Annotated in this window: 15 protein-coding genes, 1 tRNA gene and 1 pseudogene; 13 read left to right on the top strand and 4 right to left on the bottom strand. The window is 66.9% G+C overall.

The features are described 5' to 3' along the window. Positions 1–5: 5 nt before the first annotated feature. From RMCB_RS02085 to RMCB_RS02045, 9 genes are all read left to right on the top strand, one after another. A complete protein-coding gene (locus RMCB_RS02085; protein WP_062827426.1) occupies positions 6–1,154 on the top strand; it encodes a flavin-containing monooxygenase in 1,149 nt (382 codons plus the stop codon). After that, complete coding sequence (locus RMCB_RS02080; RefSeq protein ID WP_063979563.1) at positions 1,151–3,457, top strand: MMPL family transporter; 2,307 nt, start codon at positions 1,151–1,153, stop codon at positions 3,455–3,457. The genes RMCB_RS02085 and RMCB_RS02080 overlap by 4 nt, the downstream gene beginning before the upstream one ends. Before the next feature lie 128 nt (positions 3,458–3,585). Continuing rightward, positions 3,586–4,455 (top strand): ParA family protein, encoded by an 870-nt coding sequence (locus RMCB_RS02075; RefSeq protein ID WP_036426267.1) that lies wholly within the window; start codon positions 3,586–3,588, stop codon positions 4,453–4,455. Beyond that, the gene (locus RMCB_RS02070; RefSeq protein ID WP_062827425.1) at positions 4,452–5,315 is read left to right on the top strand and encodes a segregation/condensation protein A; all 864 of its coding nucleotides are present in this window, start codon (positions 4,452–4,454) and stop codon (positions 5,313–5,315) included. Before RMCB_RS02075 ends, RMCB_RS02070 begins: the two co-directional genes overlap by 4 nt. Before the next feature lie 6 nt (positions 5,316–5,321). Next, on the top strand, positions 5,322–6,035 hold the full coding sequence (gene scpB, locus RMCB_RS02065; RefSeq protein WP_062827424.1) for an SMC-Scp complex subunit ScpB: 714 nt from the start codon (positions 5,322–5,324) through the stop codon (positions 6,033–6,035). Between the two features lies 1 nt (position 6,036). Continuing rightward, positions 6,037–6,777 (top strand): pseudouridine synthase, encoded by a 741-nt coding sequence (locus tag RMCB_RS02060; RefSeq protein ID WP_062827423.1) that lies wholly within the window; start codon positions 6,037–6,039, stop codon positions 6,775–6,777. Next, positions 6,774–7,460 carry a (d)CMP kinase gene (gene cmk, locus RMCB_RS02055; RefSeq protein WP_062827422.1) on the top strand — a complete coding sequence of 229 codons (687 nt, stop codon included), beginning with the start codon at positions 6,774–6,776 and terminating at the stop codon, positions 7,458–7,460. The genes RMCB_RS02060 and cmk overlap by 4 nt, the downstream gene beginning before the upstream one ends. Beyond that, on the top strand, positions 7,457–8,875 hold the full coding sequence (gene der / locus RMCB_RS02050; protein WP_029374027.1) for a ribosome biogenesis GTPase Der: 1,419 nt from the start codon (positions 7,457–7,459) through the stop codon (positions 8,873–8,875). The genes cmk and der overlap by 4 nt, the downstream gene beginning before the upstream one ends. Positions 8,876–8,965: 90 nt before the next feature. Beyond that, positions 8,966–9,733, top strand: coding sequence for a sulfite exporter TauE/SafE family protein (locus tag RMCB_RS02045; RefSeq protein WP_276063968.1), 768 nt, complete (start codon positions 8,966–8,968; stop codon positions 9,731–9,733). A gap of 1 nt (position 9,734) precedes the next feature. On the opposite strand, the gene RMCB_RS02040 is transcribed toward RMCB_RS02045, so the two are convergent. Next, on the bottom strand, positions 9,735–10,484 hold the full coding sequence (locus RMCB_RS02040; protein ID WP_062827421.1) for a FadR/GntR family transcriptional regulator: 750 nt from the start codon (positions 10,482–10,484) through the stop codon (positions 9,735–9,737). A gap of 100 nt (positions 10,485–10,584) precedes the next feature. Here RMCB_RS02040 and RMCB_RS02035 point away from each other — a divergent pair, with 100 nt between their 5' ends. The 4 genes from RMCB_RS02035 (at position 10,585) to RMCB_RS02020 (ending at position 13,803) form a co-directional block, all read left to right on the top strand. Then, on the top strand, positions 10,585–11,475 hold the full coding sequence (locus RMCB_RS02035) for a carbon-nitrogen hydrolase family protein (protein WP_072278391.1): 891 nt from the start codon (positions 10,585–10,587) through the stop codon (positions 11,473–11,475). An 11-nt stretch (positions 11,476–11,486) separates the two neighbouring features. Beyond that, a complete protein-coding gene (locus tag RMCB_RS02030; protein WP_062827444.1) occupies positions 11,487–12,863 on the top strand; it encodes an APC family permease in 1,377 nt (458 codons plus the stop codon). Positions 12,864–12,867: 4 nt separating this feature from the next. After that, entirely contained in the window at positions 12,868–13,650 is a 783-nt protein-coding gene (locus RMCB_RS02025) for a carbon-nitrogen hydrolase family protein (protein ID WP_062827420.1), read from the top strand. A 76-nt stretch (positions 13,651–13,726) separates the two neighbouring features. Beyond that, a tRNA-Pro gene (locus RMCB_RS02020) sits at positions 13,727–13,803 on the top strand. A 140-nt stretch (positions 13,804–13,943) separates the two neighbouring features. Here the strand turns inward: RMCB_RS02020 and RMCB_RS36940 are convergent. The 3 genes and pseudogenes from RMCB_RS36940 to RMCB_RS36385 form a co-directional block, all read right to left on the bottom strand. Further along, positions 13,944–14,309, bottom strand: coding sequence for a DUF732 domain-containing protein (locus tag RMCB_RS36940; RefSeq protein ID WP_072278390.1), 366 nt, complete (start codon positions 14,307–14,309; stop codon positions 13,944–13,946). A gap of 72 nt (positions 14,310–14,381) precedes the next feature. Further along, a complete protein-coding gene (locus RMCB_RS36390) occupies positions 14,382–14,738 on the bottom strand; it encodes a tyrosine-type recombinase/integrase (RefSeq protein WP_234791961.1) in 357 nt (118 codons plus the stop codon). Beyond that, a pseudogene (locus tag RMCB_RS36385) lies at positions 14,735–15,015 on the bottom strand (hypothetical protein); the annotation flags it as partial. The gene RMCB_RS36390 and the pseudogene RMCB_RS36385, both read right to left, overlap by 4 nt.

Genomic DNA, 15,015 nt, shown 5'->3' with positions numbered 1-15,015 from the left:
CCACCGTGCGCGAACATCAGGTTGTCGTCATCGGTGCGGGACCCTCGGGTGTCGCCGCTGCTCTGAGCCTGAGCGACAGGGGTTTACGTCCGCTGTTGATCGACCGGGCCGACCACGTCGGGTCGTCTTGGAAGAGCCGCTACGACCGGCTGAAGCTCAATACCGGTCGGCAGACGTCCCACATGCCCAACCGGCCGTTCCCGAAGGGAACCGCGACCTTCCCGACCCGGGATCAGGTTGTCGCGCACCTGGATCATCATGCCCACGAGGACGGCCTCGACCTGTTGCTAAGCACATGCGTGGCCAGGATCGACAGGATCGCGGGTAACTGGGTACTGGCCACCTCGTCGGGGGATATCAGTGCGCCGCAGATCGTCGTGGCCACCGGCTACGAGCACACTCCGAAGATCCCGGAATGGCCCGGCATGAGCACCTACCGCGGTACCGTGCTGCACTCGGCGACCTACCGAAACCCCAAGCCCTACACCGGAAAACGGGTCCTTGTGGTGGGGGCGGGTTCGTCCGCCATGGAGATCGTGCACGATGTCGCCACCGGCGGAGCGGCCCAGGCCTGGCTTGCCGTGCGCACCGCGCCACACATTCTGTTACGCGCGCTGCCCGGCGGATTCCCCTCGGACTACATCGCCAATCCGCTCTACGATGCGCCGCTGTGGTTGGCCGACGCCGTCTCCCGGGTGGCGCTGCGGGTCGACGTCGGCGACCTGTCCCAATACGGTTTGCCGACACCGAGCGAAGGCGTGTTCGCGCGCGGCAAGCGACTCGGCCGCGCGCCGGTGATCGTCGATCGCGAGGTGATCCACGCCATCCGTGCCCGCCGCTTCGAGGTGGTGCCCACCATCGAATCACTCGGTGAGAATTCGGTTCAGTTGATCGACGGGCAACAGCTGCAACCCGACGTGGTGATCTGTGCGACCGGATACCACCGGGGTCTGGAACCGATCGTCGGCCACCTGGGTGTCTTGGACGAACACGGACTGCCACGCGCGACAGGGCCGGTGGCTGCCGCACCGGGGTTGCGGTTCGTCGGCTTCCTGTCGCGGCCCGGGCTCATCTCGTTCGTCGCCAAGCAGTCGGTCCAGGTCGCCAAGGTGATCGCCGACGAACTCGACCGGGCACCCTCACTCACGCCATGACGCGTGTCACCCGGCTCGCCATGGCCGCGCCCCGGCGAGTCATCGCAGTCGCGCTACTGGTGATGCTCGGCTGTGCGGTGTTCGGTATTCCAGTGGCAAAACACCTGTCCGGCGGGGGATTCCGGGACCCCGGTTCCGAATCATCGTGGGCCTCGGCCGTGTTGGCGGACACCTTTCACCAGCCCGACATGCAGTTCCTCGTCACGGTGAGCGACCCACAGGGGATCGATAGTGCGCGGGCGAGGGCAGTGGGAACCGATATCACCGCGCGGCTCAAGGAATCTCCCTACGTCGCCTACGTGCAATCGCCGTGGAACACGACGCCGCAGAACGCCGCCCAGTTCACCAGTACCGATGGCCGGTCCGGGTTGATCGTCGCCGGTCTCAGCGGAGGGGAGACCAACGCACCCACCTACGCCAAGGAACTGAGTGACCAGCTTGCCCATGACCGCGACGGTGTCGTGGTGCGGGCCGGGGGTTCGGCCACCGTGTATGCGCAGATCAACGAGCAGACCGAGAGCGACCTGGCGCTGATGGAGTCCATCGCGATACCGCTGAGCTTCCTGGTGCTGGTCTGGGTGTTCGGCGGGCTGGTGGCGGCGGTACTGCCGGTAGCTGTCGGCGCGATGGCGATTTTCGGAGCCATGGCGGTGCTGCGGGCCATCACGTTCGTCACCGATGTGTCGATCTTCGCGCTCAACCTTGCCGTCGCGATGGGATTGGCACTTGCCATCGACTACACGCTGCTGATCCTGAGCCGCTACCGAGACGAGTTGGCCGATGGCCATTCTCGCGATGACGCACTGCTGCGCACGATGTCCGCGGCGGGTCGCACGGTGCTGTTCTCGGCCCTCATCGTGGGTCTGTCGATGCTGCCGATGGCGTTGTTCCCGATGTACTTCCTGAAGTCGTTCGCCTACGCCGGTGTCGCGGTGGTGGCCTTCGCGGCGTGTGCTGCGCTCGTCGTCACGCCTGCGGCCATCGCGCTGCTCGGCGCCAGGCTGGATGCGCTCGATGTCCGCCGGCTGGTGCGGCGGGTCCTGAGGAGGCCCGATCCCGTGCGTCCGCCTGTCGAGCGGATGTTCTGGTACCGCAGTACCAAGGCGATCATCCGGCGGGCCATTCCCGTGGGTCTCGTCGTCACCGCACTGCTGTTGGCGCTCGGCGCGCCGTTCCTCGGGGTGCGCTGGGGTTTCCCCGACGACCGCGTGCTGCCCACGTCGACCACCGCCCGTCAGGTGGGCGACCAGCTGCGCACCGACTTCGCCACCGATTCGGCGAACAACATCACCGTCGTGATACCGCATGTCACCGGCGTCGGCCCCACCGAACTGAGCCGCTACGCCGGCGCGTTGTCGACCGTCCCCGAGGTGTCCTGGGTCCAGTCGTCCGTCGGGATGTTCAAGGGTGGCCATCAGGTGGGTCCCGGTGCCGAGGGAGCCACAGCCGACGGGACGACCTACCTGACCGTGGCAAGCACGGCGCCGCTGTTCTCCGACGCCTCCACCACCCAACTCGATCGGCTGCACGCGGTTCCCGGGCCGGATGGCCGCGGTGCCTTGCTGACCGGCACCGCTCAGATCAACCGGGACATCGTCGCTGCGGTCACCTCGGGGCTGCCGAAGGTGCTGGCCCTCATCGCGGTGACGAGCTTCGTGCTGTTGTTCCTGCTGACCGGCAGTGTCGTGCTGCCGCTCAAGACGTTGGTGCTCAACGTCCTGTCCCTGACGGCCGCGTTCGGCGCTCTGGTGTGGATCTTCCAGGACGGCCATCTCGGAGCAATGGGCACCACGGCCACCGGCACCCTGGCCGCCAACATGCCGGTGCTGCTGTTCTGCATCACCTTCGGGCTGTCCATGGACTACGAGGTGTTCCTCATCTCGCGCATCCGTGAGTACTGGCTGGCGTCCGGTCACGCCGATCAGGGCCAGGCCCTGGAATCCGCGCGCGTGCGCACCGACGAGGCCGTCGCCAAGGGGTTGGCCCACACGGGTCGGGTGATCACCGCCGCGGCCGTCATCATGTCGATTTCTTTCGCTGCGCTGATGGCTGCGCAGGTGTCGTTCATGCGGATGTTCGGGGTCGGGCTGACCATCGCCGTGCTGATGGACGCGACGCTGGTCCGGTTGATTCTGGTGCCGGCGTTCATGCACGTGATGGGCGGGGTGAACTGGTGGGCGCCGGGCCCGCTGGTCTGGCTTCACAAACGCATCGGCATCAGCGAGGAGGGCAGCGGCCACCCGATGACGGGGCGCCACCGGGCCCCGGACTCCGACCGTCCGGCCGAACCGGTGCAGGCTTGATCCGCACGTTGACCGCGGGTCGACCCGGTACCGGCGCGTTGCAACGTTAAACTTGCCCGGATGTTCGCCAAGTGTGGGTTGCCCGGCCTGTGGTGGTCGCGCATACAACGCTTGCGTGAGGAGCCGAAGTGACCGACGGCGACGGACACGACCCGCTACCTGAGTTGGGCCTGACCGGACGGCCGTCGCGCACCATCCCCGAGCCTGTGCCGCGTACCAGCCATGGTCCGGCCAAGGTCATCGCGATGTGTAACCAGAAGGGCGGGGTCGGCAAGACCACCTCGACCATCAACCTGGGCGCCAGCCTGGCCGAATACGGCCGCCGGGTCCTCTTGGTGGATCTGGACCCGCAGGGAGCGCTGTCGGCGGGCCTGGGTGTGCCGCACTACGAACTCGACCACACCGTGCACAACCTGCTGGTCGAGCCGCGCGTATCGATCGATCAGGTGCTCATCAAGACGCGGGTCAGCGGCCTCGATCTGGTCCCCAGCAACATCGACCTGTCGGCCGCCGAGATCCAGCTGGTCAACGAGGTGGGCCGGGAACAGTCCCTGGCGCGGGCGCTGTATCCGGTGCTGGACCGCTACGACTATGTGCTCATCGACTGCCAGCCATCGCTGGGTTTGCTCACCGTCAACGGCCTCGCATGTGCGGACGGTGTGATCATCCCCACCGAATGCGAGTACTTCTCGCTGCGTGGGCTGGCACTGCTCACCGACACCGTCGACAAGGTGCACGACCGGCTCAACCCCCGGTTGCAGATCAGCGGCATCCTCGTCACCCGGTACGACCCGCGGACGGTCAACGCCCGCGAGGTCATGGCGCGGGTGGTCGAGCGCTTCGGCGATCTGGTGTTCGACACCGTCATCACCCGCACCGTCCGATTCCCCGAGACCAGCGTCGCCGGCGAGCCGATCACCACGTGGGCACCGAAGTCCGGCGGCGCGCAGGCGTATCGATCGCTGGCGGCCGAAGTCATTCATCGGTTCGGCGTGTGAAGGATGCCGAGAGCACCGAGGTAACCGATGCCGCCGCGGCTGCGGCACCGGCCGACGCCTCGGGCGAGAGCCAGCCGAGCCGTTTCCAGGTCCGGCTGAACAATTTCGAAGGCCCCTTCGATCTGCTGCTGCAACTCATCTTCGCCCACCGCCTCGACGTCACCGAGGTGGCGTTGCACCAGGTGACCGACGATTTCATCGCCTACACCAAGCAGATCGGCGCCCAGCTGGAGCTCGACGAGACCACCGCCTTCCTGGTGATCGCGGCCACGCTGCTCGACCTCAAGGCAGCGCGCCTGCTGCCCGCAGGTGAGGTGCACGACGAGGAAGACCTGGCCCTGCTCGAGGTCCGGGATCTGCTGTTCGCCCGGTTGCTGCAGTACCGGGCGTTCAAACACGTCGCCGAGATGTTCGCCGAACTGGAGGCCGCCGCACTGCGCAGCTACCCGCGCGCGGTGTCATTGGAGGACCGCTACTGCGATCTGCTGCCCGAGGTGATGCTCGGGGTGGACGCCGAGAAGTTCGCCACCATCGCCGCGGCCGCGTTCAGCCCACGCCCGGTGCCCACCGTAGGCACCGATCACATCCACGCACCCAAGGTGTCCGTCCCCGAGCAGGCACATCGGCTGCTGAGCCTGCTCGAACAGCGGGGGATCGGCGAATGGGCCACCTTCGGCGAATTGGTCGCGGACTGTTCGGCGGGCATCGAGATCGTCGGGCGGTTCCTGGCACTGCTCGAGCTGTTCCGGGCCCGGGCGGTAGCATTCGAGCAATCAGAACCGCTTGGTGTGCTCCAGGTTTCGTGGACCGGGGATCGGCCGACCAGCGAACACCTGGCAACCGCCGACGCGGAAGAATAGAGAACGATGACTGACGAGATTGCCGGCGGCGATCCTGGCGTCGACGTGGGGGTGGACCCCGATGTCGACGTCGCTGCCGTCCCCGAACTCGACGACGGTGAACTGGGCGCGGTGCTGGAGGCGCTGCTGCTGGTCGTCGACACCCCGGTGACCATCGACGCGCTGGCCAGCGCCACCGAACAACCGGCCTACCGCATCGCCGCGAAGCTGCGATTGATGGCCGAGGAGCTGGCTGCCCGGGACAGCGGCATCGACCTGCGCGAGGCCGGCGGTGGCTGGCGGATGTACACCCGCGCGCGCTACGCGCCGTATGTGGAGCGGCTGCTGCTGGACGGGGCGCGGTCCAAGCTGACCCGCGCCGCGCTGGAAACCCTCGCGGTCGTGGCCTACCGGCAACCGGTGACACGTGCCAGGGTGAGCGCGGTGCGCGGCGTCAACGTCGACGCGGTGATGCGGACCTTGCTGGCGCGCGGCCTGATCACCGAGGCGGGCACCGACCCCGACACCGGCGCGACGGCGTTCGCGACCACCGAGCTGTTCCTGGAGCGGCTGGGCCTGAGCTCATTGACCGACCTGCCCGACATCGCGCCGCTGCTGCCTGATGTCGACGTGATCGACGATCTGAGCGAAACACTCGGCGATGAACCGCGATTCGCCAAACTCAACGGTGGTTCGCCGAAGAGCGATCAGCCGCAGACTTTCGACGTGGACAAGGACTGACATGGTTGACGAAGGTGTGCGCCTACAAAAAGTGTTGTCGCAGGCGGGAATTGCGTCCCGTCGCGTCGCCGAGCGGATGATCACCGACGGCCGCGTCGAGGTCGACGGCCGAGTGGTCACCGAACTGGGCACCCGGGTTGATCCCGCTGTCGCGGAGATCCGGGTGGACGGGTCCCGGATCGTGCTCGACGACACCCTGGTGTACCTGGCGATCAACAAGCCGCGCGGCATGCACTCGACGATGTCCGACGATCGGGGCCGTCCGTGTGTGGGCGACTTGGTGGAGCACCGGGTTCGCGGTAACCAGAAGCTTTTCCACGTGGGCCGATTGGACGCCGACACCGAGGGTCTGCTGCTGCTGACCAACGACGGAGAGCTGGCCCACCGGCTCATGCACCCGTCCTTCGAAGTGCCCAAGACCTACATCGCGACCGTGCTCGGCACGGTGCCGCGGGGGCTGGGCAAGAAGCTGCGGGCCGGTGTCGAACTGGAGGACGGACCGGCTCATGTCGACGATTTCGCGGTGGTCGACACCCTGCCCGGCAAGACCATGGTGAAGGTCGTCCTGCACGAGGGACGCAACCGGATTGTGCGGCGGCTCTTGGCCGCGGTGGATTACCCGGTGCAGGAACTGGTACGCACCGATATCGGCACAGTGTCGCTGGGGGATCAGCGGCCGGGCAGTATCCGAGCGCTTAGCCGCAAAGAGGTCGGCGAGCTTTATCAGGCGGTGGGTTTGTGAGCGGGTCATTGGTGGTAACGGTCGACGGTCCGGCCGGAACCGGAAAGTCTTCGGTGTCAAGAGGTTTGGCGCGTGCCCTGGGGGCGCGGTACCTGGACACCGGGGCGATGTACCGGATCGTCACGTTGGCGGTGCTGCGTGCCGGCGTCGACCTCACCGACGTGCCTGCCATCGAGGGCGTGGCTGCCGACGTGGAAGTCGGCGTGGGATCGGACCCCAACGAGGACCGGGCCTACCTCGCAGGCGAGGACGTCTCGACCGAAATCCGCGGTGACGAGGTGACGCGTGCGGTGTCGGCGGTGTCGGCTGTGCCGTCGGTGCGCACCCGGCTGGTGGATCTGCAGCGTGCTCTGGCGGCCGGCGGTGGCCGAGTTGTGGTGGAGGGCCGCGACATCGGCACTGTCGTCCTGCCGGATGCCGACGTGAAGATCTTCCTCACGGCCTCGGCCGAGGAGCGGGCGCGGCGGCGTAACGCGCAGAACATCGCGGGCGGGTTGCCCGACGACTACGCGACCGTGCTGGCCGACGTGCAGCGGCGGGATCATCTCGATTCGACCCGGGCGGTCTCACCGCTGCGGGCCGCCGACGACGCACTGGTGGTCGACACCAGCGACATGGATGAAAGCCAAGTGGTCACACACCTTTTGGAGCTCGTGACCCAGCATGCAGGAGTGCGACGATGAGCTCGGAATCCTCCGACGGCACGTGGGCTGACGAAAGCGACTGGGAACTCGGTGCGGCCGAGGTCGCCGAAGCGATCGAGGAAGCCGCAGCTCCACCACCCGTGGTGGCCGTGGTGGGCCGGCCGAATGTCGGCAAGTCCACCCTGGTGAACCGGATCCTCGGCCGCCGGGAAGCCGTCGTTCAGGACATCCCCGGCGTGACCCGCGACCGGGTGTCCTATGACGCCAACTGGCTGGGCCGGCGATTCATGGTGCAGGACACCGGAGGATGGGAACCCGACGCCAAAGGGCTGCAACAGCTCGTGGCCGACCAGGCACAGGTCGCGATGCGCACGGCCGACGCCATCATCCTCGTTGTCGACGCGGTGGTCGGGGCGACCGCGGCCGACGAGGCCGCTGCCAGGCTGCTACGCAAGTCCGGCAAGCCGGTTTTCTTGGCGGCCAACAAGGTTGACACCGAACGCGGCGAGGCCGATGCCGCGGCTCTGTGGTCGCTGGGCATCGGGGAACCCCACCCGATCAGCGCCATGCACGGGCGCGGGGTCGCCGATCTGCTCGACGAGGTGATGGCGAAACTGCCCGAGGTGTCGGAACTGTCCGGCGGGGGCGGTGGCCCGCGGCGCGTCGCGCTGGTCGGTAAGCCGAACGTCGGCAAGAGCTCGTTGCTCAACCGGCTGGCCGGCGATGAGCGATCGGTGGTGCACGACGTCGCGGGCACCACGGTCGATCCGGTCGACTCACTGATCGAATTGGGTGGCAAGGTCTGGCGTTTCATCGACACCGCGGGGCTGCGTCGCAAGGTCGGGCAGGCCAGCGGTCACGAGTTCTACGCCTCGGTACGCACGCACGGTGCGATCGACGCCGCCGAAGTGGTCATGGTGTTGATCGACGGATCCCAGCCGCTGACCGAGCAGGACCAGCGCGTGCTGTCGATGGTGATCGAAGCGGGCCGGGCGCTGGTGCTGGTCTTCAACAAGTGGGACCTGGTCGACGAGGACCGGCGTCACGACCTGGACCGTGAGATCGAACGGCAGCTGGCGCAGGTGCAGTGGGCCCCGCGGGTGAACATCTCGGCCAAGACCGGCCGTGCGGTGCAGAAGTTGGTGCCGGCGCTGGAGACCTCGCTGGCCTCCTGGGACATGCGCATCTCGACCGGCCAGCTCAACACCTTCCTCAAGGAGGTGATCGCCGCGACGCCGCCTCCGGTGCGCGGCGGCAAGCAGCCCCGCATCCTGTTCGCGACCCAGGCCGCGACCCGGCCGCCGACGTTCGTGCTGTTCACCTCGGGGTTCCTGGAGGCCGGTTACCGTCGGTTCCTGGAGCGCCGGCTGCGGGAGACGTTCGGATTCGAAGGCAGCCCGATCCGGATCAATGTGCGGGTCCGCGAGAAGAGGGGCGCCCCCAAGCGCCGGTAGCCGCGTGACTTATGGAGTCTCAGCCGTACCGGGTGCGGGTAAAACTCCACAAACCGGGCCGATAAGGTGGCCCGAGTGTCTGTCACCCACATGATCTTGATTGCCTTGGCGGGAGTCGGGGCGGGCGCGATCAACGCCGTCGTCGGATCGGGCACTCTGATCACCTTTCCCACGCTGGTGACGCTGGGCTTTCCGCCGGTCACCGCGACGATGTCCAACGCGATCGGCCTGGTTGCCGGTGGTGTGTCGGGCACGTGGGGGTATCGCCGCGAACTGCGCGGGCAGTGGAACCGACTGCGATGGCAGATTCCCGGCTCGCTGATCGGCGCCGGATTGGGGTCGTGGTTGCTGCTGCACCTGCCGGAGAAGGTGTTCGTCCAGGTGGTGCCGGTGCTGCTGATCCTGGCGCTGGTGCTGGTGGTGATCGGCCCGCGGATCCAGGCGTGGGCGCGACGGCGGGCCGAGGAATCCGGGCAGTCCGCGGATCACGTGAGCTCACGACGGATGGTCGCGCTGGTGCTGGGAACCTTCGCCGTGGGTATCTACGGCGGATATTTCACTGCGGCACAGGGCATCCTGCTCATCGCTGTGATGGGCGCACTGCTGCCCGAGTCGATCCAGCGGATGAACGCCGCCAAGAACCTGCTGTCGCTGCTGGTGAACATCGTTGCCGCGGTCGCCTACACCATCGTCGCGTTCGACCGGATCAGCTGGACCGCCGCGGGGCTGATCGCGGTGGGTTCGCTGATCGGCGGTTTCCTCGGCGCGCACTACGGACGCAGGTTGTCGCCCAACGCGCTGCGGGGCGTGATCGTGGTGGTGGGGCTGATCGGGCTCTACCGGCTGGTGACCGTCTGACCTAGGTCGGTTGCCGCAGCCCGACGTACATCGTCTTGTGCAGGGTCAGCACGTGGTTGCGGGCGATCTCGGACGCCGCCCGGCTGTCGCGGTGGCGTAACGCGTCGACCAGTTGGGCGTGTTCGAGGTTGACTGTGTGCAGATAGCTGATCGGGTACGGGATGAAATAGCGGTACAGCCCGTGCAGCACGTCGCAGTAGGTGTTGATCGCCCAGTCGAGATGGCTTGCCGCAGCTACTGATTCGTGGAAGCGCTGATCGGCGTTGTGATAGTTGGTCCAGTCGGTCGTCGCAGCCGCCTCGGCGACGATGGCTGCGAGCGCGTCGATTTCCTCGTCGGATGCGGCATGCGCCGCGGCGGCGCTGAGCGCGTCTTCGGCCAGGGCTCGCAAATCGATGAGGCGATGCACCTCGGCGGCGTCGGCGCGGAAGGTGGCCGATGGACGGTCGGATCCCGGGCTTACCGCGGTGCCACTGCGGGCGACGAACGTCCCGCCGGCCCGGCCGCGCCGGCGGACCACCAGACCCTCGTCGGCCATCGACTGCAGGGCACGTCGCACCGTGGCCACGCTGACGTCCAGGGCTTCGGCGATGTCGGGTTCGGCGGGCAGCTTTTCGCCGGCGGCCATGAGTTCCAGTTCCATGGCCAGTTCGAGCCGTGCCCGCACGGTGTCGGCCGCACTCAGGCGGGTGATGCCCGCGACCGCGGGTGCGCTCAACGCCGGGTGCGCATCCCCGGCCGACAGCGTCATGACATTGAGGGTACGGGACCTATTGCCTTATTTGTTCATCCTGAACTAATATCCTTCCTTAATTCGCTCATTGTGAGCTATTAACTTCTCGGAGGTCCCGGTGCCCGGATCGTTCACAGTCGCTGCAGTTCAGGCGACACCGCTGCCGATGGAGGGTCTGCCGGTGTTCGGTCGAACCGACACCGTCACAGAGTTCGCGGCCGACGTGATGCGCGTGCGCGAGGCGGTGGCGGGCCCGGCGTTGATCGTCTATCCCGAGATTCATCTGTTCGGCACCGACGACACCGACACCCTCGCGAAGGCCGCCGAACCACTGGACGGCCCGCTGATCGCGGCACTGGGCGAGGTCGCCCGCTCCGCCGACGCGTGGCTGGTCCCCGGCTCGGTGTTGGAGCTCGGGGAAGGCGGCGAGTTGTTCAACACCGCACCGGTTTTCTCGCCCGACGGTCGCTTGGCGGGGTCCTACCGCAAGATCTTTCCGTGGCGCCCGTACGAGAAGTTCACGCCGGGCGACACGTTCGTCACCGTCGACATCCCCGACGTCGGGCGCCTCGGATTGTCCATCTGCTACGACGCCTGGTTCCCCGAACTGAGCCGTCACCTCGCCTGGATGGGCGCCGACGTAATCGTCAACGTCGTCAAGACCACCACCCCGGACCGCTTTCAGGAACTGGTGCTGGCGCGGGCGAATTCGATCGTCAACCAGGTATTCACGGTCAGCGTCAACTGTGCGGGTCCCGTCGGGATGGGCCGCAGCATCCTCGTCGACCCCGAAGGTGCTGTGCTGCAGGAAAGTTCGGATGAGACACCCGCAGTGCTCTACCAGCACATCGACTTCGGGGCCGTCGCGGCGGTCCGCGAACGCGGCACCGCCGGAACCAACCGCATGTGGGATCAGTTCGGGCCGTCCGACCGACCCATTCCGCTACCGCTCTACGACGGGCGCATCGATCCGCAGCGCTGGTCACCCTCGAACTACCACGCCGAATGAAAGACACCGCAATGACCCAAACAGCCTCGGGGCAGCCAACTTTGGTGCGTGCCCTCGGGTTACGCTCGCTGGTGCTGTTCGGCCTGGCGTACATGACGCCGCTGATCGTGCTCGGCATCTTCGGTGTGGTCGCCGCTGCGACCGCAGGGGCGTCGGCGTCGGCGTACCTGATCGCGTTGGTGGCCATGCTGTTCACAGCCTCCAGCTACGGCCGGATGGCGGCGGCCTATCCCGTGTCGGGCTCGGCATACACCTACGTACGCCGCACCATCGACACCCGCATCGGATTCCTCACCGGCTGGGCGGTGCTGCTCGACTACCTGTTCCTGCCCATGGTCATCTGGCTGATCGGAGCGGCGTATCTGGAAGCGCAATTCCCCGCGGTGCCCGGCTGGCTGTGGGTCATCGGGTTCATCCTGATCACCACCGCGCTCAACGTCATCGGCATCAAGGTCGCCGACAAGGCCAACTACCTGCTGATGGCTTTCCAGCTGCTCGTAATCGTGCTGTTTGTGGCGCTCTCGGTCGCCGCGGTGTTCCGCGACGCCGGGGCCGGTGGTCTGGTGAGCGTCAGCCCGTTCAGCGGGATCGGTGCCAGCATCGGGGGAGTGACCGCCGGTGCGGCCATCGCCGCCTATTGCTTCCTGGGCTTCGACGCGGTGACCACATTCACCGAGGAGGCCGTCGAACCCCGCAAGAACATGCCGCGCGCCATCATGCTCATCGCGCTGATCGGCGGCGCGATCTTCCTGCTCGTTGCGTACACCACCCAATTGGTCCATCCCGGTGGGGAATTCAGCGATTCGTCGTCGGCGGCGCTGGAGATCGCCAAGCAGATCGGCGGAAACCTCTTCGGCGCGGTGTTCCTCGCCGGCCTGATCCTGGCGCAGTTCGCGTCCGGGATCGCCGCACAGGCGTCGGCCTCGCGGCTGCTGTTCGCGATGGGCCGCGACGGCACACTGCCGCGGTCGGTGTTCGGCAAGATCAACGCGAAGTTCCGAACCCCGGCGGTCAACCTCGTGATGGTCGGCGTGGTCGGTCTGCTGGCGGTGTTCCTCGACGTCGCGACCTCGACGTCGTTCATCAACTTCGGCGCGTTCGTCGCGTTCACCCTGGTGAACGTCTCGGTCATCGTTTACTACTTCCGCCAGCGCGCCGCGGGTGTCGCGCACAACCCACTGCTCTACGTCGTGGCGCCGGCCATCGGTGCGATCATCACGTCATATCTGTTGATGCAGCTCGACAGCCGGGCCATCGTCCTCGGGCTGAGTTGGCTGGGCATCGGCATCGTGGTGCTGGCCGTGACGAGCCATGGGTTCAAGGAGCTGCCACCGGAGATCGCCGTCGATCAAGCGGAGATCGAGATCGCCCAACCTGCGGCACAGTGAGAGCGTGAAGGTCGCACTGGCGCAGATCGGTTCGGGCACCGACGTCGCCGCCAACCTCGAGCAGATCACCTCTGCCGCCACCTCGGCCCAGGCCGACGGCGCCGAGGTGGTGCTGTTCCCGGAATACGCGATGTACGAAAAGCCCGTCGTGGACGGCACTTTCGCTTCGGTGGCCGAGCCGCTCGACGGGCCGTTCGGTTCTGCATTGGCGGAACTGGCTGCCCGGCTCGGTATCGCGATCGTCGCGGGCTTGGTCGAGGTCAATCCGGACGAGCCCGCGCGGCCGTTCAACACGCTGGCCGCCTGGGGTGCCTCCGGGACGTTTCTGGGTCGGCATCGCAAAGCGCTGCTCTACGACGTCGGGGTGTTCAGCGAGTCGACGCACATCAGCCCAGGAGACGGAACCGACCCGTCGACAGTCCGCATCGGCTCGACCGTCTTTGGGCTGCAGACGTGCTACGAGCTGCGTTTTCCGGAGATCAGCCGACGCCAGGCGCGGGCAGGTGCGACGGTTCTCGCGGTGCTGTCATCGTGGGTGCCGGGGCCGGGCAAGGTCACGCAGTGGTCGACGCTTGCCGGGGCTCGCGCGATCGAGAACATCTGTCACGTCGCCGCGGTGACCCAGTCCGCGCCCGTGTCGACCGGGCACAGCTTGGCCGTTGCGCCCGACGGGACCGTGCTGGCATCTCTCGGCGACGCTCCCGCCCTGGTCACCGTGACGATCGACGCGTCTCTGACCGAACGCCAGCGGCAGGCCGACCCCCGCGCCCTGACCGTCGACATGTGACGGGTGGGGCGATTACGAAAACAGCGGGCGGCTGCGGTAGGCTTTCGACCGCTGCCGGAGAGATCCGGGTGCACCACGGGCTGTGGCGCAGCTTGGTAGCGCACTTGACTGGGGGTCAAGTGGTCGCAGGTTCAAATCCTGTCAGCCCGACCAGGCCAGAGGCCGTTTCCCACGTTGGGAAGCGGCCTTTTTCATGCCCTGACCACAACGGTTGACCACAACCAGCTCGAACACCGGTTCACAGGCCGAGTGCGGCACCCAAACCGTCGACCGACCGCAGCCCCGGACGGTGTCTAGTTCCCAGCCGCTCGATCAAGTGCCGGTACCCACTCGGGGCAGTATGCGCCGATAGCCGAACCGACCACTCCCGCAGCTTGTTCTACGCTGAAGCCCTGATTCGCGATCAGAGACCTGGCCTCGAGCACTGGGTCACGCGAAGTGGACAGATCGGTGCAGAGCGCGTGACCCAGGCCGAGCAGCTGGTCGTTGCCTGCGCATCCAGGAAGCGAACGGCAACTAATTCCCCTGTTTCCCAATGAAGTAAAAAATATCTGGTCCTGTGTGTCGTCGGCGTCGGCCGGTGCCGCAACACTGAGGCCTACGACCAGGGCGGCGATCCCGCTGACGAGGGCCCCGGCGTAATGCGGTGAGACGGACATCGGCTGCTCCTCCTGAGTGCGCTAGCAAACATCAAAGCACTGCTCAAGCGATTGGAATAGGGGAGCGCGCGCTCAGAGGCCCAACGTCGTACCCAAACCGTCGACCGTAGCTCTGGCGGTGTCGTCGGAGATGTGCCCGTACCGGTCGCCGGTAATGGCTATGGAGGAGTGCCCGAGCAGGTCGGCCGCCGCCTTGATATGCACGCCCGACGCCAGCCACGCCACGGCCGCACTGTGCCGCATGCTGTGCGCACCCACGTTCTCGATGCCCGCCTTCGCCGCCGCCAGCTCCACCCTTCGCGGCACGTTGCGCGGGTCGACCATCGTCCCAAACTCGGTGGCGAACACCACCCCGGTGTCCGTCCATTGATTACCGGCGGCGAGCCGTTCCTGCAGCTGCTGGGTACGCCATCCCTTGAGCGCACTCACGGCCCCGGGTGCAGCGGCACCCGCCGCGGTGAGCGGTCCGTTTTGGGTTCGGTCAGCACCAGCTCGTCGTCCACCCGTGACAGCGTGTGACGCACAGTCAGCTCGCGCTTGTCGGGATCCACGTCTGACCACAGCGCGCCCGCGACCTCCCCGTCGAAGTCCGGAGGTGGACTGAGGCTCCCCCCGGGTGGTGGACATCGAGATAGCGGGATGGATGATCCCGCTGGAAGGATGTCACTATGTCCCGAACCCGCCGGTCGTTCACGACCGAGTACAA

Source organism: Mycolicibacterium brisbanense (assembly GCF_001570425.1).
Lineage (GTDB): Bacteria > Actinomycetota > Actinomycetes > Mycobacteriales > Mycobacteriaceae > Mycobacterium > Mycobacterium brisbanense.
This window is presented reverse-complemented; position numbering and strand designations above follow the sequence as displayed.